The following is a 22114-nucleotide window of genomic DNA, read 5'->3' as shown; positions in this document are numbered from 1 at the left end:
GGTCAGGCGTCCCGCCGCTTGAGCACCACGTACCCGCCGACGAGGGCCACGACCACCCACGCCACCATGATGCCGAGCCCGCCCCACGGGCCGTAGGGGGTGTCGTCGTCGAGCGGCGGGACCACCTGCATGATCTTGCTGCCGGCCTGGTCGGGCAGGAACCGGCCGACCTTCTTGGTGGCGTCCACGCCGCCCAGGATGTTGGAGACCAGGAAGAAGAACGGCATCAGGATGCCCAGCGACAGCATCGGCGAGCGCAGCATCGCGGCGACGCCCATCGAGAACATCGCGATCAGGGTCATGTAGAGGCCGCCGCCGATGACCGCGCGCAGCACACCGGGGTCGCCGATCGACGCCTTGAGGTCGCCGAGCATCGCCTGCCCGAGGAAGAAGGCGGCGAAGCTCGTCGCCATCGAGACCACCAGCGCCAGCAGCGTCGCGACCGCGATCTTCCCGGCCAGGAAGGTGCCGCGCCTCGGCACGGCCGCCAGCGAGGTGCGGATCATGCCGCTGCTGTACTCGTTCGCCACGACCAGCACCCCGAAGACGATCATGGCGAGCTGGCCGAGGCTCATGCCGGCGAAGCTGATGAGGGTGGGGTCGAAGGTGAGCTGGTTCTGCTCGCTCATGTTGTCGAACTCGCTCTTCGACAGCGCCGAGATCAGCATGCCGAGGGCGATGGTGACGACCACGGCCAGCCCGAGGGTCCACACCGTGGAGGCCACCGACCGGATCTTGGTCCACTCGGACCGGACCACCTGTGTCGCGGCCGTGCTCATTTCTGCCTCCAGTCGGCGCCCCAGGACTGCTGCGGGCGGTCCGGGACCGCCGGCTGCCCGTCGTGCGCGTGGTACTCCACCGACTCCGCGGTCAGCTGCATGAACGCCTCCTCCAGCGAGGCCCGCTGGGGGCTCAGTTCGTGCAGCGTGATCTGGTGGCGCGCGGCCAGCTCGCCGATGGTCTCCGCCTTGTCGCCGTCGATCTCCAGCACCTCGGCGTCCGGCCGCAGCGGTGTGATCCCGGCGGCCGTCAGGACGTCGGTCAGCCGCTCGCGCTGCGGGCTGCGGACCCGGACGTAACTGCGCGAGTTCTCCTCGATGAACCGGGCCATCGAGGTGTCGGCGAGCAGCCGGCCCTGGCCGATGACGACCAGGTGGTCGGCGGTCAGCGCCATCTCGCTCATCAGGTGGCTGGAGACGAACACCGTGCGCCCCTGCGCCGCGAGGGTCTTCATCAGGTTGCGGATCCAGTGGATGCCCTCGGGGTCGAGGCCGTTGACCGGCTCGTCGAACATCAGGATGCGCGGATCGCCGAGCAGTGCGCCCGCGATGCCGAGCCGCTGCCCCATACCGAGGGAGAAACCTTTCGCCTTCTTCTTCGCCACCGCCGTCAGACCGACGGTGTCCAGCACCTCGTGCACCCGCCGCGACGAGATCCCGTTGGCCTGCGCCAGACAGAGCAGGTGGTTGTAGGCGCTGCGGCCCCCGTGCACGGCCTTCGCGTCCAGCAGCGCCCCGATGTACGTCAGCGGGTCCTTCAGCTGCTCGTAGTGGTTGCCGTCGATACGGACGTCCCCCGCGGTGGGCCGGTCGAGCCCGAGCACCATGCGCATGGTGGTGGACTTGCCCGCGCCGTTGGGCCCGAGGAAGCCTGTGATGATCCCCGGTCTGACGGCGAAGGAGAGATCGTCGACCGCCACCTTCTCGCCGTACCGCTTGGTCAGCCCCTCAAGCTCGATCATGCGCCCACGCTAGAACGCGACGTAGCCCTCTGCCACCCCAGTGGCAGAGGGCTACGCCAATGATCGGACCCGCGGTGCGGACGTCAGCGGGACTGCTGGGCGGGCACCCCGCGGGAGATCGGCTCGTCCTCGGCCGGCGTACCGGCCGCGGCCACCGCGGCGCCCGTGAGGGTCGCCAGCATCTCACGCACGTTGGTCAGCTGCGCGTTGATGGAGTCGCGGCGGTTGGTGAGGGCGGCCAGCTCGCGCTCGGACTCCGAACGGATGCGGTCGGCCTTGGCGTTGGCGTCGGCCACGATGTCCTCGGCCTGGCGCTGCGCCGTCTCCACGGTCTGGCGGGCGCGGCGCTCGGCGTCCGTGCGCAGCTTCTCCGCCTCCAGACGGAGCTGCTCCGCGCGGTGCTCGATCTCCGCGAGGCGCTTCTCGGCCTTGGCCTGACGCGAGGCCAGGTCCCGCTCGGACTGCTCGCGGCGCTTGGCGAGGTTGGTCTCGAAGTCGGCGGCGGCCTGCGCGGCCTTGGCGCGGGTCTCCTCGAAGAGGGCGTCCGCCTCCTCGCGCTTGGACTGCGCGTCCTTCTGGGCCTCCGCGCGCAGCTGCGAGGCGTCACTCTTGGCCTTCTCGACGATCCGGACGCCCTCGTCCTCGGACTTGGCCTTGCGGTCGGCCGCGTACGACTCGGCGTCGTTGCGCACCTGCTGCGCGGCCGACTCGGCGAGCTCGCGGTGCTGCTCCGCCGCGCGCCGGGCCTCCTCGCGCAGGTCCTTGGCCTCTTCCTCGGCGAGCCGCAGGATCTTCTCGACCCGCGCGCCGAGCCCCGCGTACGACGGCTCGGCGTCGGTCACCTGGGCCTGGGCGTTCTGGGTTTCGAGGTGGAGCTCCTCGATGCGCTTTTCCAGAGCGGTGATGCGGGCGAGAGCGCTGTCACGGTCGGAGACGAGCTTGGAGATACGTTCGTCCACCTGAGCGCGGTCGTACCCACGCCGCACAAGCTCGAAGCCGTAGGGGGAAGTGTCGCTCATGGGGTTCCTGTCGAATGAGACCGGGTGAGGTGATAGAGGGAATCCTAGGGGCCAATGCGGTGTGTCATCGAGCGGATGCGTGTTTGATCTGGAGAATGACACCTCTTTCGAGTGTCGGACACACCGACTGCTTGCCAAAGCTTTGGCCAAAGGATCTCAAGGAGACACCGAATTCGGCCCGAGCGCTAGCCGTCTGACGACTTACCACCCGAACGAGGGGCACCGACCGTCGCGCCGGCCTTCACCCCGTTGTCCTTGCCGCCCACGGTCGGGGCCTCGAAGGACTCCAGCGCCTCCAGCACGTCCTGGACCCGGGAGATCTCCGCGTTGATGTCTTCACGGCGTCTGACCAGAATCTCCAGTTCACGCTTACCCTCCTCCACCGTACGCCGGGCCTCGCGGACCGCTTCCGCCTTGAGTTCCTCCGCCTCCTTCACCAGCTTCGCTTTCTTCTGCTCGGCCTCCTTGAGCAGACCCTCGGCCTTCTTGACCGCGGCGATACGCACCTTGCCCGCCTCGGAGTTGGCCTCGGAAACGATCTCCTTGGCCTTCGCCTCGGCCTTGGCGAGCTGCTCCTCCGCGGCCTTGATCAACGCGTCACAGCGGTCGCCGGTCGATTTCATCGTCTCGGCGGCCTCGCGCCGCGCCCGCTCGTGGAGTTCCTCGATCTCGCCCGTCAGCCGGTCGCGCAGCTCCTCCGCGCGCTCCCTTATGGCGGTCGCGTCCCGGCGCGCGCCGACCAGCAGCTCGTCGGCGTCCGTACGGGCCTTCTCCACCCGGGAGTTGCCCTCGACCGTCGCCTCGGCCACGAGCCGGTCGGCCTCCGTGCGGGCCGCCCCCACCATGGTGTCGGCCTGGCCCTCCGCGTCCGCGGTGGTCTTCTGCGCCTGCTGCTGGGCCTCCGCGAGCAGCTTGTCGGCCTCGGCCGTGGTCTCCGTGATGAGCTTGTCGACCTGCTCCGCCGCCTCCGAACGCCGCTTGTTGGCGTCCTTGCGGGCCTCGTCCAGGGTCCGCTCGGCCTCCACGCGGCCGGCCGTCGTGACCCGCTCCGCCTCCGCCGCGGCCGCCGCCCTGACCCGCTCGGCCTCGCCGCGGATCCGCTCCGCGTGCTGCTGCGCCGACCCCACCGTCTCGGCGGCCTCGGCCCGCAGCCGCTCCGCCTCGTCGGTGGCCTCCGCGAGCGTCTTCTTCGCCCGGTCGGCGGCCTCGCCGCGGACCCGCTCGGCCTCCGCGACCGTCTCGGTACGCAGCCGGTCGGTCTCGGAGACCGTCTCCGTGGTGAGCCGCTCCGCCTCGGAGCGCGCCTCGGTGATGAGGGTGTCCGCCTGCGTCGCCGCGTCGGAACGGATGCGGTTGGCGTCCTCCCGGGCCTCCTGCCGGGCCCGCGACGCGGCCTCCTCCGCCTCGGCGACGGCCGCCGACGCCTCGGTACGCAGCCGGTCGGTCTCGTTGACGGTGTCGGTGGTGAGCCGCTCCGCCTCGGAGCGCGCCTCGGTGATGAGGGTGTCCGCCTGCGTCGCCGCGTCCGAGCGGATGCGGTTGGCGTCCTCCCGGGCCTCCGCCCGGGTCCGCGACGCCGCCTGCTCCGCCTCCGCGATCGCGTCCGAGGCCTCCGTACGCACCCGCTGGGCGTGCTCGGCGACGTCCGCGCGCAGCCGGTCGGCCTCGGTGATCGCCTCGGAGACCGTCCGCTCGGCGAGCGTCTTCGCCGCCTCCGTCTCCTCCTGCGCCTCGCGCCGCAGCCGGCTCGCGTCCTCGCCGGCCCGCTCCCGCTCCGCGTAGGCGTCGGAACGGACCCGGTCCGCCTCCTCCTCGGCCTCGCGCCGGGTACGGTCCGCGGCGTGCTCGGCGGCGCTGCGCAGCCCGGCGATCTCCTCCTGGGCCTGCTCGTGCAGCCCCGCCACGGAGTCCCGTACCTGCGTCGCGTGCTGCTCGGCCGCGGTGACCATCTCGGTCGCCCGCCGGTCCGCCTCCTCGACCAGCCGCTCCGCCTCGGCCTGCGCCTCCTCCACGCGCTTGCGCGCCGAGGCCAGCAGCTCCTCGCTCTGCTCCCGGGCCCGCTCCCGCTCCCGGCCGGCCTCCTCGCGGGCCGCGCCGAGCAGCTCCTCCGCCTCGCGGCGGCGCCGGGCGGCCTCCTCCTGCGCGGCGGCCAGCGTCTCCGACGCCTCGGCCGCGATCCGCTCGGCGGCCGTCTGCGCCTCCGCGCGCACCCGGTCGGCGCTCTCCTGCGCCTCCGACTTCAGCCGCTCGGCCTCGCTCGCCGCCTCCGCGCGCAGCCGCACGGCGACGGACTCGCCCTCCGCGCGGGAGGCGGAGGCGTCGGCGGCGGCCTCCGTACGGAGCCGCTCGGCCTCCTCCTCGGCCTGCTCACGCAGCGTACGGATGCGCTCCGCGGCCTCGCTCCGCAGCCGCTCGGCCTCCTCGGACGCCTCCCGGCGGAGCCGCGCGCCCTCCTCGCGGGCCTCGCCCAGCGCCCGCTCGGCCGCGGCGTGCCGCTCCTCGGCCTCCGTGTGCAGCCGGGTCAGCTCGTCGGCGGCCTCCGCGCGGCGCTCCTCTATGGCCCGCTCGGTCTCCTCGCGCAGCTCGGTCGCGGCGCGCTCGGCGTCCGCGCGGGTCTCCTCGGCCCGCTCGGCGGCCTCCGCGCGGTGCCGCTCGGCCTCGGCTCGGGTGCGCTCCAGCGTCTCCTCGGCCTGCCGGCGCAGGTTCGTCGCCCGCTCGATCGCCTCGGTGCGGACCTTCTCGCTGTCCGTGGTGGCGGTCTGCCGCAGCTCGTCGGCGTCGGCCTTGGCCTTGGCGAGCAGCTCCTCGGCGGACTTCGCCGCCTCCTCGATCTGCTGGACGGCCTCCCGGCGGGCCTCGGCGCGGATCTTCTCGCCCTCGGCGACCGCGTCGGCCCGCAGCTGCTCGGCCTCGCCGCGCAGCCGCCGGGCCTCCTCCTGCAGCTCGACCGTCTTGGCCCGGTACTCCTTGGTGTCGTCCTTCGCCGCGCCCTTGAGCTGCTCGGCGATGTCGTGCGCCTCGGCGCGCAGCCGGTCCGCCTCGGTCTCGGCCTCGCCGCGGATCCGCTCGGCCTCCTCGGCGGCGGCCTTCGTGGTCCGCTTGGCCTCCTCGGACGCCTTGTTCAGCACGTCCTCGGCGGTCCTGGCCGCCTTGGACAGCTGGGTGGCGGTCTCCTCGGCGGTGATCGTACGGGCCTTCTCACCGGCCTCGGCGACGATCTTCTCGGCCTCGGCGCGGGCGTCCGCGACCAGCTGCTCGGCGTCGGCCTTGACCGACTCGGCCTCCTTGGTGGCCTCGCCGACCAGCCGGGCGACCTGCTCCTTCGCCGTCCGCGTCCGCGTCTCGTTGGCCGACTCGGCGTTCGCCAGGGCCTTGGCCGCGGCCTCCTCGGCCTCGGTGACCAGCTTCTGGGCCTCGGTCTGCGCCTTGCGCAGCGCCTCCTCGGCCTCCGTCATCCGCTGCTCGGCGGAGCGGCTCAGCTCCTGGGAGCGGCGGCGGGCGTCCTCGGACTCCGACGCGGTGGAGGTGCGCAGCCGCTCGGCGTGGTCGGTGGCCTCCTGGGCCTGTGTCGAGGCGGCGTTGAGCAGCCGCTCGGCGTCCGCGCGGGCCCGGCGCAGCAGCTGCTCGGCCTCGGCGCGGGCGGACTCCGCCTCGCCCCGCAGCCGCTGCCGGGCCTCGGCGGTCAGCCGCTCGGCCTCCGCGCGGGCCGCGTTCATCGCCTGCTCGGCCTCGGCGCGGGACTCGTCGAGGAGCCGCCGGGCCTGCTGCTCGGTGCGGGCCCGCAGCTGCTCGGCCCAGGCCACGTTCTCGTTGACGTGGCTCTCGACGGTCTGCCGGCGCTCGGCCAGCTCCTGGTCGAGCTGCTGGCGCCGGTTGACGGCCTCCTGGTGCAGCTCCGCCTGGAGCCGGGCCGAGTGCTCGGCGTGCTCCTGGAGGATGCGCTGGGTCTGCGCGCGGGCCTGGCTCAGCTCGCGCTCGGCGTCCGCCCGCAACTGGTCGGCCTGCACCTGAGCGTTGCGCAGCAACTGCTCGGCCTGGTACCCGAGATCGCCGCCGTCGAAGGCGGGCCGGGACATGATGGTGCGCCGCGCCTCGTGCAGCTTGGCGCGCAGCACCTCGACCTGGTAGCCGAGGTCCTCGGCGTGCTGGATCGCCTTTTCCCGCTCGGTCTTCAGCCGCTTCATCTCGGCCTCGAACCGAGAGAGGTGGTCGACGTCAGCCGCCGGCTCTCGCTCCTGGCTCTCGTAGCCCCGCACTGCGCGGTCCCATCCGTCCCCTGGTCGCAACACTCTGACGAACGAACCCCGACCGTCCGACGAACGGGGCCCCCGGGGAATGGTGTCAGATCAACGGCGGAGCATGTGCTGCTGCCCCGGCGCTCGTCCCCCGAAACCCGGACCCCGGCTACGGCCCCACCGGTGACGACGGGGCCCGGTCGCCCTGGATCGAGCGGCGACCACACCCAACCCTACCGGCCCCTATGTACGGGAGTCAGTGCTCAGGTGACTCAACAGCCGCCGATGTGACGAGTTCTGTGAGGACACCATGACAGTCCTTGGGGTGCAGGAAGGTGATCCGCGACCCCATGGAACCGCGCCGGGGCTCGTCGTAGAGCACGCGTACGCCCTTGTCGCGGATGTCCGCGGCCTCGGCGTCGACGTCCGCCGTGCCGAAGGCGATGTGGTGGACCCCCTCACCGTTCTTGGCCAGCCACTTCGCGACCGTGGAGTCCTCGCGGACCGGCTCCAGGAGCTGGAGGTAGGAGGCTCCGCCGTCCGACGTCTCGTTGATCTTGAGCATGGCCTCCCGGACGCCCTGCTCCTCGTTGACCTCGGTGTGGAACACCTCGAAACCGTAGGTGGTCCGGTAGAACTCGACAGTGGCGTCGAGGTCGTGACAGGCGATTCCGATGTGGTCGATTCGCGTCAGCATGCGTTCAGTGGAGCGCTCCCCGAGTGGTTACGCAACGTGCGCGCGATCACACCGACGGCCCGGTGACGGGCCGCATACCGGTCAGTACATTCGAGTAAACCCTCGTTCACTCCTCGGCCTGTGCGGGCCGGAAAAGGGGATCGCAGCTCATGTCATCTGCAACGAACAGCACGGTGATCGTCGCGGGCGCCCGGACGCCCATGGGGCGGCTCCTCGGCTCGCTGAAATCCTTCTCCGCGGCGGACCTCGGCGGCTTCGCGATCAAGGCCGCCCTCGACCGCGCGGGGATCGGCGGCGACCAGGTGCAGTACGTGATCATGGGACAGGTGCTCCAGGCCGGGGCAGGGCAGATCCCGGCCCGGCAGGCCGCCGTCAAGGCGGGCATCCCGATGCACGTCCCGGCGCTCACGGTCAACAAGGTCTGCCTCTCCGGCCTGGACGCCATCGCCCTCGCCGACCAGCTGATCCGCGCCGGCGAGTTCGACGTGATCGTCGCCGGCGGCCAGGAGTCCATGACCAACGCGCCGCACCTGCTGCCCAAGTCCCGCGAGGGCTACAAGTACGGCGCGGTGCAGGTCCTCGACGCCATGGCGCACGACGGCCTCACCGACTCCTTCGAGAACATCGCCATGGGCGAGTCCACCGAGAAGCACAACACCCGGCTGGGGCTGAACCGCGCCGACCAGGACGAGGTCGCCGCCCTCTCCCACCAGCGCGCCGCCGCCGCGCAGAAGAACGGCACCTTCGAGGCGGAGATCACCCCCGTGGAGATCCCCCAGCGCAAGGGCGACCCCGTTCTCTTCAGCAAGGACGAGGGCATCCGCCCCGACACCACCGCCGAGTCGCTCGGCAAGCTGCGCCCCGCCTTCTCCAAGGAAGGCACCATCACCGCGGGCTCGTCCTCGCAGATCTCCGACGGCGCGGCGGCCGTGGTCGTCATGAGCAAGGCCAAGGCCGAGGAGCTGGGCCTGGAGTGGCTCGCCGAGATCGGGGCCCACGGGAACGTCGCGGGGCCGGACAACTCTTTGCAGTCGCAGCCGTCGAACGCGATCCGGCACGCGCTGAAGAAGGAGGGCCTCGACGTCGCCGACCTCGACCTGATCGAGATCAACGAGGCGTTCGCCGCGGTCGCCGTGCAGTCAATGAAGGACCTCGGCGTCTCCACCGAAAAGGTGAACGTGAACGGAGGTGCCATCGCCCTCGGCCACCCGATCGGCATGTCCGGCGCCCGGCTGGCGCTGCACCTGGCGCTGGAGCTGAAGCGGCGCGGCGGCGGTGTCGGCGCGGCGGCGCTGTGCGGGGGCGGCGGTCAGGGTGACGCGCTGATCCTGCGGGTACCGAAGGTCTGACCGGATTTCCGAAGGGAACGGTCTTCTCGAAGGGAACGGTGCGCATGCAGGACGTCTCCTCACTGGTGGCCCAGGCCAGGGAAGGCCGGCCGCGTGCCGTGGCCCGGCTCATCTCCCTGGTGGAGGGGGCGTCCCCGCACCTGCGGGAGGTGATGTCGGCCCTGGCCCCGCTCACGGGCAACGCGTACGTGGTCGGCCTCACCGGCTCGCCCGGGGTCGGCAAGTCCACGTCGACCTCGGCGCTGGTGACGGCGTACCGCCGACAGGGCCGGCGGGTCGGGGTCCTCGCCGTCGACCCCTCCTCCCCGTTCTCCGGCGGAGCGCTGCTCGGCGACCGGGTCCGCATGTCCGACCACGCGTCCGACCCCGGCGTCTACATCCGCTCCATGGCGACGCGGGGGCACCTGGGCGGCCTGGCGTGGGCGGCGCCCCAGGCGATCCGCGTCCTGGACGCGGCGGGCTGCGACGTGATCCTCGTCGAGACCGTCGGCGTCGGGCAGTCGGAGGTGGAGATCGCCTCCCAGGCGGACACCTCGGTCGTCCTGCTGGCCCCCGGCATGGGCGACGGCATCCAGGCGGCCAAGGCGGGAATCCTGGAGATCGGCGACGTGTACGTGGTGAACAAGGCCGACCGGGACGGGGCGGACGCGACGGCGCGCGAGCTGAACCACATGCTGGGGCTGGGCGAGGCGCGGGGGCCCGGGGACTGGCGTCCCCCCATCGTGAAGACGGTGGCCGCCCGCGGCGAGGGGATCGACGAGGTCGTCGAGGCGCTGGAGAAACACCGGGCGTGGACGGAGGAGCGGGGGGTGCTCGCCGAGCGGCGGCTCTCCCGGGCCGCCCGGGAGGTGGAGACGATCGCGGTGACGGCCCTGCGGGAGCGGATCGGTGATCTGCGGGGCGATCGCCGGCTCGGGGTGCTCGCCGAGCGGATCGTCTCGGGGGAGACGGATCCCTATCGCGCTGCGGATGAGCTGGTGGCGGGGGTTACGGGGGGTGCCGGTGGTACCGGTGGTACCGGTGGTACCGGTGGTTCTGGTGGTACCGGGGGTACCGGGGGTTCTGGCGGTGCTGAGGGGCGGTGACTCGGTGCGGGGCCGTCGTGGTTGATCGCGCAGTTCCCCGCGCCCCTACAGGGGCGCCCCTGTAGGGGCGCGGGGAACTGCGCGGGCGACCGTCGCGGCGGCGCGGATAACCGAATGACCCGCCCCCACCCCCCTGATAGCCTCCCGCGCATGTTCCTCCTCTTGGCATAGGGCCCGCCCAGGCCCGCGACCGCCGCTTCCGGCCGCCGTCGCGGTACCCCGGCGTCCCCCTTCCGCCCTCGGACGAGGAACACTCCCGTGTCCACCACACCCACGCGGCCCTCCTATGCCGCCGTCTTCCGCGTCCCCCACGCCCGTGGCGCCTTCACCGCCGCCCTCGTGGGCCGCCTCTCCTACGGCACCGTCTCCGTCGCCCTGATGCTCTGCGTCACCCGCGCCACCGGCTCCTACGCCGTGGCCGGCACGGTCATGGCGCTCTTCGGCGCCACCGGCGTCTTCCTGTCCCCCTACCGGGCCGCCCTGGTCGACCGGCACGGCCCGCGCCGCGCGCTGATCCCGATGGCGCTGCTGTACGCCACCCTGCTCTGCGCCCTCGCGGCGGCCGGCGGCGTGACCGGCCTCCCCTGGCCCGTCCTCGCCGTGACCGCGGCCCTCGCCGGTGCCTGCACACCCCCGCTCGGCCCCACCATGCGCGCGGTGTGGTCGGCCCTGCTGCCCGACCGGGCCCTGCTGCGGCGGGCCTACAGCCTGGACGGTGTCGCCGAGGAACTGCTCTTCGTCACCGGCCCGCTCCTCGTCGGTGTCGTCGTCGGCGTCGCCTCCCCGGCGGCCGGAGTCGTGCTCAGCGCCCTGCTGGTCGCGGCGGGCACGGTCGCCTTCGCCCTGTCCCCGGCGACCCGCGCGCTGAGCCCGGCCGGACCGGCCGCCGGTGCGAAGGAGCGGACATCCGCGGGGGAGCGGGCGGCCCGGCGCCGCGCCCTCCTGCAACCCGTCGCCGTCGCCGCGGGCGTCGGCCTCTCGCTGAGCGCCGTGGACCTGCTGGTCGTGGCGTTCGCCGGGCGGCACGGCCTCGGGGACGACACCGTCGCCTGGGTCCTCGCCGCGCTGTCGGCGGGCAGCGCGGTCGGCGGCCTGCTCAACGGGGCCGTCGCCTGGCGGGGCTCCGCCCGCGCCCGGCTGCCGTACCTCGCGGCCGGGCTGGGCCTCGCCCTGGCCGCCGCGGGTCTCGCCCCCGCGCTCTCCGCGCTGGTCGTGGCCGTCGCCTGCGCGGGCCTCTTCGTGGCGCCGGCGCTGACGACGACGTACCTGATCGCCGACGAGGACGCGGCCCCGGGGTTCCGCGCCCGAGCCGGGGCCTGGGTCAACACGGCGGTGAACGCCGGCAGCTCGGCCGGTGCCGCGGCGACGGGGCTGCTGGTGGAGCGACTGCCGCTGCCGCTGTGCTTCGCGCTGGCAGGCGCGGTGTCCGTCGCGGCGGCCCTGGGCCCGGTCGTCACATTCCCGTCTGCCCGCGGGAGGGCCGGGGCGAGGACCCCGGCCGCCTCCCGTCAGTCGTCGTCGGAGTCGGCGCCGTCGGAGTCGTCGTCCGCGTCGTCGGAGTCGCCGTCCTGATCCGCCGTCACCTTGCCCGAGGAGGCGTCGACCCGCCACTCCCGCTCGGACCCGTCCGAGGAGCGCGTCTCGACCTCCCAGACGCCCGTGCGGTGGTCGTCGTCGAGCTCCACCGACGTCACCGTCCCCTTGCCGGCCGCCGCCTCGGCGGCCTCGGCGGCGGTGACGGAGGTGCCCTTCAGGGCGGCGCGCACCTCGGCGGTGTCGTCCTCGTCGTCGGTGCGCGTACCGAGGATCTCGCCGCTGGAGGGAGCGACGCGTACGGTGTGCCACGTGCCGTCGCCGGCGAGCACGTCGACCTCCCACGCGGTGGTGCCGTCGTCCTCGTCCAGCTCGGCGGAGACGGCCGTGCCGGGCGTCTTCTTCAGCGCGGCGTCGACGGCGCCGGCGGCGGTCACCTTCGCGTCGGCGGCGCGGGCGGCCTCCTGCCGGTCGTCGTCCCGGTCGTCGCGGTCGTCCCGGTCGTCGTCCCGCGCGCCGTCACCGGAGGTCCGGACCTCCGCCGGAGCGGCACTCGACGCGCCGTCGCCCCCGGAGCCGGAGACCGCGAGGGCCGTCGCCGTGCCGCCTCCGATCAGCGCGGCGGCGGTGACGGCGGCGATGACGATGTTGCGCTTCATGGGTGTTCCTCCCGGGTCGGTCCCTTTGCGCTGTGGTGTCCTCACTGTCGCCGACCGACGCTGAGGGGAACCTGAAGCCACCTGAAGGGATCTTCAGGGACCCTTTGCGACCCTTGAGGGATGCGCCTGCTGATCGTCGAGGACGAGAAACGACTGGCCCTCTCCCTGGCCAAGGGCCTCACGGCCGAGGGGTACGCGGTGGACGTCGTCCACGACGGCCGGGAGGGCCTGCACCGGGCCATGGAGGCCCCGTACGACCTGGTGATCCTCGACATCATGCTGCCCGGCCTCAACGGCTACCGGGTGTGCGCCGCCCTGCGCGCCGCCGGCGACGACGTGCCGATCCTCATGCTCACCGCCAAGGACGGGGAGTACGACGAGGCGGAGGGCCTGGACACGGGCGCGGACGACTACCTCACCAAGCCCTTCTCGTACGTCGTCCTGGTCGCCCGGGTCAAGGCGCTGCTGCGCAGGCGGCAGGGGCCGGGGGCGTCCCCGGTGCACGTCCACGGCGACCTGCGGGTCGACACGGCCGCCCGCCGCGTCCTCCTCGGCGGCGACGAGGTGACGCTGACCGCCCGGGAGTTCGCCGTACTGGAGCAACTGGTGCTCCGCGCGGGCGAGGTGGTCTCCAAGAGCGAGATCCTCGACCACGTCTGGGACTTCGCCTACGAGGGCGATCCCAACATCGTCGAGGTGTACGTCAGCGCCCTGCGCCGCAAGCTGCGGGCCGGGCTCATCGCGACCGTCCGCGGCGCCGGGTACCGGCTGGAGACGGAGCGGTGAGCCGCCTCTTCGGGTCGGTCCGGGCCCGCGCCACCCTCGCCGCCACACTGGTGGTCGCCGTGGCGCTGGTCGCCGCCGGAACCGCCGTACTGCTCTCGCTCCGCTCGAACCTGCTCGGCGAGGCCGGGACGCAGGCGGAGCGCTCCGCGCGGGAGGTCGCGGCGCAGCTCGCCGCCGGGACGCGCTACGACGAGCTGTCGCTGGACGTCGACGACCGGCCGGTGCAGGTCGTCGACGAGGACGGCGTCCTGGTGGCCGCGAGTGAGGACCTGGAGCGGATCAGCGGCACCGGTGTGGACGCGGTCGCACCGCGTCAGGCGTCCGCCGACCGCCCGGGGGACGACGACGATGACGACGACGAGGGCCTGGAACCCGGTGAGATCGGCGGCCGGGCCACCCTCAGCGACGGCTCGGCGACCATCGACGGCGAGACGGAGGACTACCGCTTCGCGGGCGTGACCGTCGAGACGGACGACCGCGGCACCCTCACCGTGTACGCCGGTTCACCGCTCTCCGCCGAGCACGGCGCCGTGAGCACCGCGCTGACCGTGATGCTGATCGGGTTCCCCCTGCTCGCGGCCCTCGTCGCGGGCGTGACCTGGCTCGTCACCCGGCGCGCGCTGCGCCCGGTCGAGGGCATCCGCCGCGAGATGGCCGCGATCACCGCCTCCGAGGACCTGGGCCGCCGCGTCCCCGTGCCGGACACCCACGACGAGGTGGCCCGGCTCGCCCTGACCACCAACGAGACCCTCGCCGCCCTGCAGGCTTCCGTGGAACGCCAGCGCCGCTTCGTCGCCGACGCCTCACACGAACTGCGCAGCCCCATCGCCTCGCTGCGCACCCAGCTCGAAGTCGGCGCGGCGCACCCGGAGTTGCTGGACGTCGGCGGCGCGGTGGAGGACACCGTACGGCTCCAGCGGCTCGCCGCCGACCTGCTTCTGCTCGCCCGCCTCGACGCGGGGGAGCGGCCGGCCGACGGCCGGGTGGACCTGGCCGCCCTCGCCCGGGAGGAGGCGCGGAACCGGCCCCGGGTGACGGTGCGGGCCGGGGAGGGCGCCGTCGTGGAGGGCTCGCGCGGACAGCTGGGGCGGGTCCTGGCCAACCTGCTGGACAACGCCGAGCGGCACGCCCGGTCGGCGGTGGAGGTCACCGTAGGGCGGGAGGGCGGCACGGCGGTGCTCGGCGTCGCCGACGACGGCGAGGGCGTACCGCCGGCCGACCGGCAGCGGATCTTCGAGCGCTTCGTACGGCTCGACGCGGCCCGCAGCCGTGACGACGGCGGCGCCGGACTGGGCCTCGCCATCGCCCGGGACGTCGCCGTACGCCACGAGGGCACCCTCACGGTGGCGGAGGCACCGGCGGGCGGCGCCCTCTTCGAACTGCGCCTGCCCGCCGACGACAGTCCGGCAGAAGCGCCCTAGGGCCTCATGGCCGCCCGCGCTGGCCCCGCAGGTGGTCGGCGATGGGCCTGAGCGCCTTGTCCAGCTCGGTCAGCGCCTCGGGGGAGAGCAGGTCGATGAAGTGCTTGCGCACGGACGACACGTGGTGCGGCGCGACCTTGCGCATCGTCTCCATGCCGCGGTCGGTGAGGACGGCGTACAGGCCGCGCCGGTCGGACTCGCAGTTCTCCCGCCGCACGAAGCCGGCGTTCTCCATGCGTGTGATCTGGTGCGAGAGGCGGCTCTTGGACTGGAGGGTGGCGGTGGCGAGGTCGCTCATGCGCATCCGCACCTCCTCCGACTCGGAGAGGTTCACCAGAATCTCGTAGTCGTTCATCGTCAGGCCGAACGGCTGGAGGTCCTTTTCGAGCTGATAGGTCAACAGCTTGTTGACCTCCAGGTGGGTGCGCCAGGCGCACTGCTCCGCATCGGTCAGCCAGCGGGTGGCCGTCTCGGTCTCCATGAATGAAGTCTACCTAAAAAGTTGAAAGGCGAACTAGACAGAGGTGTGACGGTGCGCACGCGTTCGATGTCACCCTCCGCAGGGTACCGCTCACAGCCCGAAGCGGCGCTGGAGGTCACCGAGCTGTCCGGGAAGGCGCGGTGCCCCGGACTGCGCCCCCTGCGGGCCGTGCGCGCCCCCGCCGGGCACCCCCGGCTCCTGCGGAGTCACTCCCGTCGACTGCTCCGCCATCAGTGCCTCGCTCGACTGCAGCAGCACTGTCCCCGCGCCCACGAACTCGAACTGGTGCTCCTCGCCGGAGGCGCCGCCGAGCCCCGTCATCGCACGTAGACCGCCCATCAGGCCGGTCATGTACCCGTGGTCGTAGTGGTGGCAGGGCGAGGGGCAGTCGGCCCAGCCGACGAGCGCCTGGGGGTCCACCCGGATCGGCGGTTCCATGAACACCACCGGCCCGTTGGAGGCGGCCACGAACTTCCCCGTCCCGATGAGCGTCAGGAACCCCGGCACGATCGACTGCTTCAGCGACAGACTTGGCTGAAAAGCGAGCAGGTTGCCGGAGCGAATGGTCAGATTGCCGTCCTCCAGGTCGTAGGAGTTGACATCAAACGCCCGGTCGGCGAGGAGCATCTGCCCCGAGCCCTCGGCCACGACCCAGTCGCTCGCGTGCAGAGGCGAATGGAACGAATGCCGCACGAGCCGCTCCAGCCGCCCGTGTCCGATCCCGTTGAAGTCGATCGACCCGTAGTAGGCGATCATCTTCCCCTTCTGGAGGAACCACTGGCTGCCCGCCAGCTCCACGCAGAAGGTGTAGGCGTCGACGTTGTCGTCGACCGGCAGCGAAGCCGGATCCCAGACCGTACTCACAGCTTCTCCTCGGACGCCTGCACGAACACGGCCCCGCTCCCGCTCAACTCCAGCTGGAACGCCTCCCCGGACCCCCGCCCGACCATGTCCCGCCACCCCAGCGCCGTGGACAGCCGGTTGCGGACGTCCCCGTGGTGGGCGACGTAGGCCTGCGGATCGACGTGCACGGGACGCCCCGGGACGATCGGCACCTCGATCACACCGCCGTGCGCCATCACGGCCACCGATCCGTGTCCCCTCAGCGAGGTGGTGAACAGCCCCTGCCCGCTGACCTGCCCCCGCACCATCCCCATGACGCCGCCCTGAGCGCCGAGGAAGACGGTCCCCTGCTCCAGCGTCCCTTCGAAGGCGAGCAGCCGGTCGGCCTCCACGGACAGAGTGTCCCCGGCCAGCTCGATCACCTGCACATGATGCCCACCGTGCCCGAACAGCACGGTCCCGTTCCCCTCCACGGTCATCAGCGGCGTGTCCTCACCCGCGACCCGCCGTCCGATCATCGACATGACCCCGCCCTGACCACCGCGGATGTTCGGCGTGAAGGACACGTCCCCCTTGTAGGCGAGCATGGCCCCCCGCTGACTGAACAGCCGCTGCCCCGGCACCACGGTGGCCTCGACCACCTTCGTATTGATCTCCCGGAAGCCCACGTCACACATCCCCCGCGATCGTGTTCCGCTCACTCGGCTGCACGTAGACCAGCCCGTCCCCCTCGAAGCGGATCTGGAAGGCCTCCCCGCCGCCCTCCCCCATGAAGGTGCGGAAGGTCACACCGGACTGGAAGGACTGCCGCAGCCGCCCCTGGTGCGCGACGTACGCCCCCGGGTCCACGGTCAGCGGATACCGCTCACTCACCCGCAGCACGACCGCCGGCCCGTCCGACATGATCGCCGCCTGTCCGTGCCCCTCGACGGTCGTCGTGAACAGCCCGTTGCCCTGCGAGGCGCCGCGCAGCCCGGTGAACTCCGTACCCGTCCGCAGCCCCGCCGCCGCCGCGAGGAAGTTGCTCGACTCCACGAACAGCTTGTCGCCGCCCAGCTCGACCACGTTGATCTCGGCCGCCCGGTCGGCGAACCAGCAGGTCCCGTGCCCCTTCACCTCCATCACCGTCATCTGCTCACCGGTGAGCCGCCGCGTCACCATCCCCCGCAGCCCCTCACCCCCGCCGCTCATCTTCTTGAAGGACATCTCTCCGTCGTACGCGACCATCGAGCCGTTCTTCGCCTTGACGGCGTCCCCGGTCATCTCGACGGCGAGCACCTTGCTGCCCTGAAGTCGGAACATCGCCACACACGCGAAGGTAACGCGAGCCCGCCCCCCTCGGCCGGGCGCGTCGGCGATTTGCCACAATGACCACGCGCTTGTGCGCGCGTTCACAAAATGATCTCCCACCAGCGAAGGTGACCCACTCGTGGACCTCAAGACCGCCGCAGCCCTCCGCCGCCTCCGCCTGGTCTCCGGACCCGAGGCGATCTCCTTCCTCCTCCTGCTGATCTGCTCGGTCCTGAAGCGGACCACGGACTTCAACGCCGTACCGGTGATGGGCGCGGTGCACGGCCTGCTCTTCGTCCTCTACGTGATCTTCTGGGCGGACGCGTGGAACCGGGCGAAGTGGTCGCTCGGCACGGGCGTCCTCTACTTCGTCCTCTCGGTCCTGCCGACCGGCGGCTTCTTCGCGGAGCGGCGCCTGAAGCGGGAGGCGGAGAACGCGGTGATCGCCTCCCGCGCCCGCCAGGAGGGCGTGGTCAACGCATGATCGTCGCGTTCTCCGTGACACCGCTCGGCGTCGGCGAGGACGTGGGGGAGTACGTCGCCGACGCGGTCCGGGTGGTCCGCGAGTCGGGGCTGCCGAACCGCACCGACGCGATGTTCACCTCCGTCGAGGGGGAGTGGGACGAGGTGATGGACGTCGTCCGGCGCGCGGTGGCCGCGGTGGAGGCACGGGCACCCCGCGTCTCCCTCGTCCTCAAGGCCGACATCCGGCCCGGCGTGACCGACGCGCTGACGTCCAAGGTGGCGACGGTCGAACGCCACCTGGCCGACTAGCAGACGCCCGCACCCGACGCCCGCACCTGACGCCCGCACCCGACGCCGGGAACCCGACTTCTCACCGGGTGCCCGGCGTTCCGCCGAGCGGGGCCCCGTCGCCCCACCCGCGCGTGCGCCGCGGGCACCCGGCACCCCATACCACCCACCCACCTGGACGCCCCCAGTTCGACACGCCCCCGAATCTCCACTTTCGTGAGGGTAGATCGTCAGATCACCCCACTCATTGGAGGGCGCTGTGCGGCCGGAGGGCTACGACTACGACACCCACAGCCGACTGGCGGGACCGCTCACCGAGCCGTCCGGCAACGCGTACCGGGTGCAGTACACCTCACTGCTCTCCCGCGAGCCCCACCGAATAAAAGCCGTCCTCCTCATGGCCCTCGCGCCGCTCCTCACCGGCGCCCTGCTGGTCTACCTCGTCTGGCCCACCCACTGGGTGGAGAGAGAGGGCGCCGACCGCTGGCTGACCGCCCTCGACGTCACCATGCTGGTGGCGATCGCCCTGATCGAACTCTTCATGGTCGTCAACGTCGCCTCCGTCGCCCACGCCACGATGGTCGCCCGCGACCCCGTCCCCGTCACCCCCGCCCCCGGCACCCGCGTCGCCTTCCTCACCACCTACGTCCCGGGCAAGGAACCCCTCCCCATGGTGCGCGCCACCCTGGAGGCGGCCACCCGCATGTCCCACCCCGGCACCCGCACCTTCGACGTATGGCTCCTCGACGAGGGCGACGACCCCGACGCCAAGGCCCTCTGCGAAGAGCTCGGCGTCCGCCACTTCACCCGCCACGGCGTCCCCGACTGGAACCAGCCCACCGGCGTCCACAAGGCCCGCACCAAGCACGGCAACTACAACGCCTGGATCGCCATGCACGGCGACGCCTACGACTTCTTCGCCTCGGTCGACACCGACCACGTCCCGCTCCCCGACTTCCTGGAGCGGATGCTCGGTTACTTCCGCGACCCGGACGTCGCCTTCGTCGTCGGCCCCCAGGTGTACGGCAACTACCGCCACCCCGTCACCAAGGCCGCCGAGTCCCAGCAGTTCCTCTTCCACGCCCTGATCCAGCGCGCCGGCAACCGCTACCGCGCCCCCATGTTCGTCGGGACGAACAACGTCGTCCGTGTCGCGGCCGTCAAACAGGTCGGCGGCCTCTACGACAGCATCACCGAGGACATGGCCACCGGCTTCGAGATCCACCGTCACCGCAACCCCCGCACCGGCCACCACTGGAACTCCGTCTACACCCCCGACGTCCTCGCCGTCGGTGAGGGCCCGGCCTCCTGGACCGACTTCTTCACCCAGCAGCTGCGCTGGTCCCGCGGCACCTACGAGACGCTCATCAAGCAGTACGGCAAGGCGTTCCTGCGCATGCCCCCGGGCCGGCTGCTCTCCTACACCCTGATGCTCGTCTACTACCCGATGACGGCCGTCAACTGGTTCCTCGGCATCCTCAGCTGCCTGCTGTTCCTCTGGTTCGGCGCCTCCGGCACGGAGGTGTCCGCCTCCGTGCTGCTGATGCTCTACAGCGACGCCGCCGCCCTCCAGATCGGCCTCTACCTCTGGAACCGGCGCCACAACGTCTCCCCGCACGAGCCCCAGGGCTCGGGCGGCCTCGCCGGCATGGCGATGTCGGCGATGTCGGCGCCGATCTACCTGAAGTCGTTCAGCGAGGCACTCCTGCGCCGCCCGAGCCGCTTCGTCGTCACGCCGAAGGGCGACGGCACCAGCCCCGACCGCCTGCTCACCTTCCGCATCCACCTCAGCTGGGCGCTGCTCCTGGTCTCCGCGCTGGTCGCGTCGGCCGTCCTGGACCACACGCACGTGGCGATGCGCACCTGGGCGTTCCTGGCGACCGCGATCGCCCTGGCCCCACCGGCCGTCTGGCTGGCTACCCGCCACCGCGCCCGCGGCAAGGCGACTGCCCCCGCCGTCGCCCCAGCGGAGAATCCCGCCCCGGCCCCGGCGGAGAACCCGGCCCCGGTTCCGTCGGGCACCCCCGCCCCACCCGTACCGGCCTTCCCGCCGAAGCCGACGGCACCCCCCACGGTCACCGCTCCCGCTCCCGCCTCCGCCCCGGCCCCGGCTTTCGCCACGACCACGCCCGTCACTTCGGTCACCACGGTCACAGCAACCGCCACCGCGTCCATCACCCCCGCCACCGCGTCCATCACCCCCGCCGCCACAGGAGTCACGTCGACCGTCTCCGGCACCATGACAGGAGGCAACTAGGCCATGGCCTACAAACCCTCGCAGAAGACCAAGAAGACCGTCCTGGGCGTCGGCGGCCTGGCGATCCTGGCCGCCCTCAACGCCCCGGCCGCCCTGGGCTTCGCCGGCGAGAAGTACCACGCGTACAAGATCTCCCGCCCCGCCTACAAGGCGAAGTACGGCTCGTGGAACAGGGTCGACATCCCCGAGGAGTACCGCACCAACGCGATCCACGCGGCCCTCCTGCACACCGGCAAGGTGCTGATCGTCGCGGGCTCCGGCAACGAGCAGAAGAAGTTCGACAAGGGCTCCTTCGACACGGTCCTGTGGGACCCGGAGAAGAACACGTTCAAGAAGATCGCGACCCCGGACGACTTCTTCTGCTCCGGCCACGCGCAGCTCCCCGACGGCCGCATGCTCGTGGCCGGCGGCACCGCCCGCTACGAGCTGCTCGACGGCGAGGTCGACCGGGCCGGCGGCGGCATGCGGGTGAAGAACGAGAACCCCGACCGGCCCGTCCACCTCCCCAAGGGCACCCGCTTCCGCTCGCCCGCGGGCGTCGAGTACGTCTCCAGGTTCGACGTCGACCTCCCCAAGGCCAAGCGCGGCTTCGAGATCACGCGCGACGAACGCGGCGTCGTCCAGCCGTACAAGACCAAGATCACCGCGAGCGAGGCCCGGGTCTTCGTCGAGGCGGCCGAGAAGGGCCCGCTGTCCGTCACCGACAGCCAGGCCCAGTACGAGATCGTCGGCCTGGCGGGCGACGACGCCGCCAACACCTACGGCCTCAGCGAGAAGATCACCCTGGAGAAGCAGGACTTCCAGGGCATCCGCGCGGCCTACGAGTTCGACCCGGTCGCCGAGAAGTACGTCCCGGTCGACCCGATGGACAAGGCCCGCTGGTACCCGACGCTGGTCGGCCTCGACGACGGCCGCATCCTCGCCGCGTCCGGCCTGGACGACGTCGGCGTGATCGACCCGGGCGACAACGAGATCTACGACCCGAAGACCAAGAAGTGGTCACCCGGCCCCAAGCGGTACTTCCCGACCTACCCCGCCCTCTTCCTCACCAAGGGCGGCAAGCTCTTCTACTCCGGGTCGAACGCCGGGTACGGCCCCGCCGAGAAGGGCCGCGTCCCCGGCCTGTGGGACCTGAAGACCAACAACTTCCAGGAGGTCCCCGGCCTCACCGACCCCGACCAGCTGGAGACCTCCGCCTCGCTGCTCCTCCCGCCGGCGCAGGACCAGAAGGTGATGGTGCTGGGCGGCGGAGGCGTCGGCGAGTCGGAGAAGTCCACCGAGCGCACGGCCGTCGTCGACCTGAAGAAGGACAACCCGGTCTTCGAGCCGGGCCCCGACCTGCCCCAGGGCACGCGCTACCTGAACAGCGTGATCATGCCGGACGACACCGTCTTCACCTCCAACGGCTCCAAGGACTACCGCGGCCGCAGCGCCAGCAACATCCTCAAGGCCCAGGTCTACGACCCGAAGACCAACGCCTTCAAGGAGGCCGCGTCCCCCGCGGTGGGCCGCAACTACCACTCCGAGGCGCTGCTGCTGCCCGACGGCCGGGTGGCCACCTTCGGCTCGGACCCGCTCTTCGACGACCAGCAGAACACCAAGCTCGGCCACTTCGAGCAGCGGATGGAGGTCTTCACCCCGCCCGCGCTGCACCGCGCCGGAGCGGGCCGCCCGGTGCTGAAGGGCGGCCCGAAGACCGTGGCGGCCGGCACGGACCGGGTGACCTTCGCGACGGACCGCCCCGAACGGGTGGCGAAGGCGCGGCTGATGCGCCCCAGCGCGGTCACCCACACCACCGACGTGGAGCAGCGCTCCATCGACCTCGACGTGACCAAGAAGGACGGCAAGGTCACCTTCGGCATCCCCGAGGACCGCACCCTGGTCCCGCCGGGCTGGTACATGCTGTTCGTCACGGACGCGGACGGCACACCGTCGAAGGCGAAGTGGGTCCATGTGAAGCGGTAG

Annotated in this window: 18 protein-coding genes and 1 pseudogene; 9 read left to right on the top strand and 10 right to left on the bottom strand. The window is 72.0% G+C overall.

The features are described 5' to 3' along the window. Nucleotides 1-2: 2 nt before the first annotated feature. From UW392_RS21770 to mce, 5 genes are all read right to left on the bottom strand, one after another. Nucleotides 3-779 carry an ABC transporter permease subunit gene (locus UW392_RS21770; protein WP_320776740.1) on the bottom strand — a complete coding sequence of 259 codons (777 nt, stop codon included), beginning with the start codon at nt 777-779 and terminating at the stop codon, nt 3-5. Further along, complete coding sequence (locus UW392_RS21765) at nt 776-1741, bottom strand: ABC transporter ATP-binding protein (protein ID WP_320776739.1); 966 nt, start codon at nt 1739-1741, stop codon at nt 776-778. The genes UW392_RS21770 and UW392_RS21765 overlap by 4 nt, the downstream gene beginning before the upstream one ends. 83 nt (nt 1742-1824) lie before the next feature. After that, on the bottom strand, nt 1825-2760 hold the full coding sequence (locus UW392_RS21760; protein WP_320776738.1) for a cellulose-binding protein: 936 nt from the start codon (nt 2758-2760) through the stop codon (nt 1825-1827). Nucleotides 2761-2945: 185 nt separating this feature from the next. Then, a complete protein-coding gene (scy, locus tag UW392_RS21755; RefSeq protein WP_320776737.1) occupies nt 2946-7016 on the bottom strand; it encodes a polarized growth protein Scy in 4071 nt (1356 codons plus the stop codon). Between the two features lie 235 nt (nt 7017-7251). Continuing rightward, entirely contained in the window at nt 7252-7692 is a 441-nt protein-coding gene (gene mce / locus UW392_RS21750; RefSeq protein WP_320776736.1) for a methylmalonyl-CoA epimerase, read from the bottom strand. 149 nt (nt 7693-7841) lie between these two features. Between mce and UW392_RS21745 the strand changes: the two genes are divergently transcribed. From UW392_RS21745 to UW392_RS21735, 3 genes and pseudogenes are all read left to right on the top strand, one after another. Next, on the top strand, nt 7842-9041 hold the full coding sequence (locus UW392_RS21745; protein ID WP_320776735.1) for an acetyl-CoA C-acetyltransferase: 1200 nt from the start codon (nt 7842-7844) through the stop codon (nt 9039-9041). Nucleotides 9042-9085: 44 nt separating this feature from the next. After that, a pseudogene (meaB, locus tag UW392_RS21740) lies at nt 9086-10039 on the top strand (methylmalonyl Co-A mutase-associated GTPase MeaB); the annotation flags it as partial. Nucleotides 10040-10384: 345 nt separating this feature from the next. After that, entirely contained in the window at nt 10385-11698 is a 1314-nt protein-coding gene (locus UW392_RS21735; RefSeq protein ID WP_320776734.1) for an MFS transporter, read from the top strand. On the opposite strand, the gene UW392_RS21730 is transcribed toward UW392_RS21735, so the two are convergent. Beyond that, on the bottom strand, nt 11635-12318 hold the full coding sequence (locus UW392_RS21730; RefSeq protein ID WP_320776733.1) for a PepSY domain-containing protein: 684 nt from the start codon (nt 12316-12318) through the stop codon (nt 11635-11637). The genes UW392_RS21735 and UW392_RS21730 overlap by 64 nt on opposite strands. A gap of 120 nt (nt 12319-12438) precedes the next feature. Here UW392_RS21730 and UW392_RS21725 point away from each other — a divergent pair, with 120 nt between their 5' ends. Further along, nucleotides 12439-13104, top strand: coding sequence for a response regulator transcription factor (locus UW392_RS21725; RefSeq protein WP_320776732.1), 666 nt, complete (start codon nt 12439-12441; stop codon nt 13102-13104). Beyond that, nucleotides 13101-14525, top strand: coding sequence for a HAMP domain-containing sensor histidine kinase (locus UW392_RS21720; RefSeq protein ID WP_320776731.1), 1425 nt, complete (start codon nt 13101-13103; stop codon nt 14523-14525). The genes UW392_RS21725 and UW392_RS21720 overlap by 4 nt, the downstream gene beginning before the upstream one ends. A gap of 4 nt (nt 14526-14529) precedes the next feature. On the opposite strand, the gene UW392_RS21715 is transcribed toward UW392_RS21720, so the two are convergent. From UW392_RS21715 to UW392_RS21700, 4 genes are all read right to left on the bottom strand, one after another. Further along, complete coding sequence (locus UW392_RS21715) at nt 14530-15006, bottom strand: MarR family winged helix-turn-helix transcriptional regulator (RefSeq protein WP_320776730.1); 477 nt, start codon at nt 15004-15006, stop codon at nt 14530-14532. Between the two features lie 90 nt (nt 15007-15096). After that, complete coding sequence (locus tag UW392_RS21710) at nt 15097-15870, bottom strand: AIM24 family protein (RefSeq protein ID WP_320776729.1); 774 nt, start codon at nt 15868-15870, stop codon at nt 15097-15099. Next, complete coding sequence (locus UW392_RS21705) at nt 15867-16517, bottom strand: AIM24 family protein (RefSeq protein ID WP_320776759.1); 651 nt, start codon at nt 16515-16517, stop codon at nt 15867-15869. The genes UW392_RS21710 and UW392_RS21705 overlap by 4 nt, the downstream gene beginning before the upstream one ends. Nucleotide 16518: 1 nt before the next feature. Further along, a complete protein-coding gene (locus tag UW392_RS21700) occupies nt 16519-17151 on the bottom strand; it encodes an AIM24 family protein (RefSeq protein WP_320776758.1) in 633 nt (210 codons plus the stop codon). Nucleotides 17152-17278: 127 nt separating this feature from the next. Here UW392_RS21700 and UW392_RS21695 point away from each other — a divergent pair, with 127 nt between their 5' ends. The 4 genes from UW392_RS21695 to UW392_RS21680 all read left to right on the top strand — a co-directional run bounded on the left by UW392_RS21695 (nt 17279) and on the right by UW392_RS21680 (nt 22114). Beyond that, nucleotides 17279-17623 carry a DUF3817 domain-containing protein gene (locus UW392_RS21695; RefSeq protein ID WP_320776728.1) on the top strand — a complete coding sequence of 115 codons (345 nt, stop codon included), beginning with the start codon at nt 17279-17281 and terminating at the stop codon, nt 17621-17623. Continuing rightward, nucleotides 17620-17913 carry an MTH1187 family thiamine-binding protein gene (locus UW392_RS21690; RefSeq protein WP_320776727.1) on the top strand — a complete coding sequence of 98 codons (294 nt, stop codon included), beginning with the start codon at nt 17620-17622 and terminating at the stop codon, nt 17911-17913. Before UW392_RS21695 ends, UW392_RS21690 begins: the two co-directional genes overlap by 4 nt. Before the next feature lie 238 nt (nt 17914-18151). Beyond that, entirely contained in the window at nt 18152-20149 is a 1998-nt protein-coding gene (locus UW392_RS21685) for a cellulose synthase catalytic subunit (protein ID WP_320776726.1), read from the top strand. 3 nt (nt 20150-20152) lie between these two features. Then, the gene (locus tag UW392_RS21680) at nt 20153-22114 is read left to right on the top strand and encodes a kelch motif-containing protein (RefSeq protein ID WP_320776725.1); all 1962 of its coding nucleotides are present in this window, start codon (nt 20153-20155) and stop codon (nt 22112-22114) included.

It is taken from the genome of Streptomyces sp. CRN 30 (assembly GCF_034105845.1).
The sequence above is the reverse complement of the archived record's forward strand: the minus strand, read 5'-3'. Positions and strand labels throughout refer to the sequence as shown.

Coding starts and splice junctions, on each gene's coding strand:
- UW392_RS21770 (WP_320776740.1), bottom strand. CDS start 779: ATGAGCACGGCCGCGACACAGGTGGTCCGGTCCGAGTGGACCAAGATC.
- UW392_RS21765 (WP_320776739.1), bottom strand. CDS start 1,741: ATGATCGAGCTTGAGGGGCTGACCAAGCGGTACGGCGAGAAGGTGGCG.
- UW392_RS21760 (WP_320776738.1), bottom strand. CDS start 2,760: ATGAGCGACACTTCCCCCTACGGCTTCGAGCTTGTGCGGCGTGGGTAC.
- mce (WP_320776736.1), bottom strand. CDS start 7,692: ATGCTGACGCGAATCGACCACATCGGAATCGCCTGTCACGACCTCGAC.
- UW392_RS21745 (WP_320776735.1), top strand. CDS start 7,842: ATGTCATCTGCAACGAACAGCACGGTGATCGTCGCGGGCGCCCGGACG.
- UW392_RS21730 (WP_320776733.1), bottom strand. CDS start 12,318: ATGAAGCGCAACATCGTCATCGCCGCCGTCACCGCCGCCGCGCTGATC.
- UW392_RS21725 (WP_320776732.1), top strand. CDS start 12,439: ATGCGCCTGCTGATCGTCGAGGACGAGAAACGACTGGCCCTCTCCCTG.
- UW392_RS21715 (WP_320776730.1), bottom strand. CDS start 15,006: ATGGAGACCGAGACGGCCACCCGCTGGCTGACCGATGCGGAGCAGTGC.
- UW392_RS21700 (WP_320776758.1), bottom strand. CDS start 17,151: ATGTTCCGACTTCAGGGCAGCAAGGTGCTCGCCGTCGAGATGACCGGG.
- UW392_RS21690 (WP_320776727.1), top strand. CDS start 17,620: ATGATCGTCGCGTTCTCCGTGACACCGCTCGGCGTCGGCGAGGACGTG.
- UW392_RS21680 (WP_320776725.1), top strand. CDS start 20,153: ATGGCCTACAAACCCTCGCAGAAGACCAAGAAGACCGTCCTGGGCGTC.